Source organism: Mesorhizobium sp. M1273 (assembly GCF_040318195.1).
Classification (GTDB): Bacteria; Pseudomonadota; Alphaproteobacteria; order Rhizobiales; family Rhizobiaceae; genus Mesorhizobium.
In genome coordinates this window covers 1-2026 of record NZ_JAMYLV010000082.1, presented here as the reverse complement: position 1 = coordinate 2026, position 2026 = coordinate 1, and the positions used below count along the sequence as shown (strand labels likewise).

2 protein-coding genes are annotated in these 2026 nt (G+C 64.2%); both read right to left on the bottom strand.

What is annotated here, in order from left to right:
- Positions 1–1477, bottom strand: a 1477-nt coding sequence (locus NKH30_RS32995; RefSeq protein WP_352852212.1) for a recombinase family protein, incomplete at its 3' end; no start/stop codon positions are given.
- The gene (locus tag NKH30_RS32990) at positions 1467–1664 is read right to left on the bottom strand and encodes a hypothetical protein (RefSeq protein WP_023722661.1); all 198 of its coding nucleotides are present in this window, start codon (positions 1662–1664) and stop codon (positions 1467–1469) included. The genes NKH30_RS32995 and NKH30_RS32990, both read right to left, overlap by 11 nt.
- Between the last annotated feature and the right edge of the window lie 362 nt (positions 1665–2026).

Sequence of the window (2026 nt, the reverse complement as noted above, 5' to 3'; positions counted from 1 at the left end):
TCGGCGCCGCCCATACAGCCTTGAGATCGGCGGCGAGCGCGGTGACGTGTATTGGCGACAGAAGTGATGGCTCCGATGTCGAGGCATCATGCGCGGCAATCCTGCTCTCGATCTCGCCGACACGCGTAAGCGCCCGGTTCCATCGCAACTCCAGTTCCGCCGCGACCAGCCGGTTCTGCGGATCGATGGCGTCGTATTGCCGGAACGCCCGATCGGCGTTGTAGCGTGCCGCCTCGCGATCGCGCATCAGAGCATCGCGGACCTGATCGCGGCGACTGGCCGCTTGCGCTTCGGCCTCGACGGCCGCGGCTATCGCTGCCGGCTCGACAACCCGCAGAAGAGCTTCCTCGATGGCGTCGTCGACGCGTAGTCCACCGAAGGCGATGCAACGCGGCTCGCCATTGTCAAGCAGACCACGCCAGCAGGAATAGCGCGGAATGTTGTGCTTGGTTCCCGTGTAGCGGACCGTCAGCTTGCGGCCGCAGCGCCGGCAGCGGACAAGGCCGGCGAGCAGAGCGTCGCCATGCTTGGGCGCCCCGTGATGCCGGCTCGTGGGCACGTTGTCGCTCACCATCTTGCGGATCGCTTCCGCCCTTTCCCAGCTGACGTAGCCTTCGTGTGCACCCGGGATCAGCGCCAGCCATTCATCACGCGCCTTACGGCGGCTGCGCGAACGAATGGCTGTTGCATCATATCCCGACGCAGCACGAGTCTTACCATAGGCGTAGGCGCCGCCGTAGATCGGGTTCTCGATCATTCGGTGGATGGTCGCATAGCTTGGCCTGCGCCAGACCACATCGCCATTGTTGCGCTTGGCAGGCAAATCCAGCCCATGTTCGAGGAACCAGAGCAGGGCCTGGCGGGCACTGCCGAGTTCCGCCACCTTGTCAAACACAAGGGTGATGGCCTCCTGCATGCGACGGTCGGGATCCTTCTCCAGCCGGTCGCCGACCTTCACGAAGCCGACCGGGGAAGCGACGACGAGTTCACCGCGCCGGGCCTTCTCATAGCGGGCCGACAAGGAGCGCTGACGCAGAAGATCGAGCTCATACTCGTTGAGACTGCCCTTCAATCCCAGCAGCAGCCGGTCATTGCCCTGGCGCGGTGCGTAGACCGTCTCCTGGTCGATCAGCACGGTATCGACGACGCGGCACATCTCGATGAGCTGCTGCCAGTCGCGGCTGTTGCGGGCGAAGCGCGATACCTCCCGCGCCGCAACCGCCCCAACCTTGCCGAGACAGACTGCTGCGACCATCCGATCGAAGCCCGCTCGCGCGACACCGCCAGCAGCAGAGCGGCCGAGATCGTCATCGACCGTCTCGATGCAAGACCAGCCGAGCGCGACCAGGCGATCGCGCATCGCATACTGCAGGGCGCTGCTCTCACGATTGTGCAGAACCTGATGGGCCGAGGACTGCCGCACATAAAGGATCGCCTTTCGCTCCAGATGGTGGGGCCGGATCTTCTCATGCATCATGGCGTGCCTCCTCCCGTGGAACGGCGCGCTCGCCGTCGACGTGGTCGAGGATCAGGCGCACCATCAGCTTTGTCAGCGTCAGGCGCGTCTCTTCCGGCAGCGCCTGCCATGGTGGCATCTGCGCGGTCTCCGCATCGTGCGGGTTGGAGAACAGATCGAACTGATATGTCGTGGGCTGGCGCGGCATGGACCTCTCCCCGATTCGCGTCGTGAGGATCCGATGCTGCGCCCGAAACCTCCAATTGCGATGGGGTGTGGGAATTGGCCGTCGCGTCCTGCAGCAGTGTCACCAAGACGCCAAGCGTTCTGGGATCGACATGTGGGGCAGCGGCAATGCGCCACGCGGTGCAGACCGCGCGATCAAACATCCAGGCCGGAACCTCCAGCCACCGATCGGAGGCGTGGCCAGAGAGACTGCAGCGGAAAACCTCCCGGTCAGCCTTCTCGATCACCTCATGAACGTGAACACAACGCCCGGCCCAGGGATGCCATGGATAAAGAAACTTGCGTTCCTCGGTCCCGTGGGCGTTCTCTCGTCGTGTTGTACAA

Coding starts and splice junctions, on each gene's coding strand:
- NKH30_RS32990 (WP_023722661.1), bottom strand. CDS start 1,664: ATGCCGCGCCAGCCCACGACATATCAGTTCGATCTGTTCTCCAACCCG.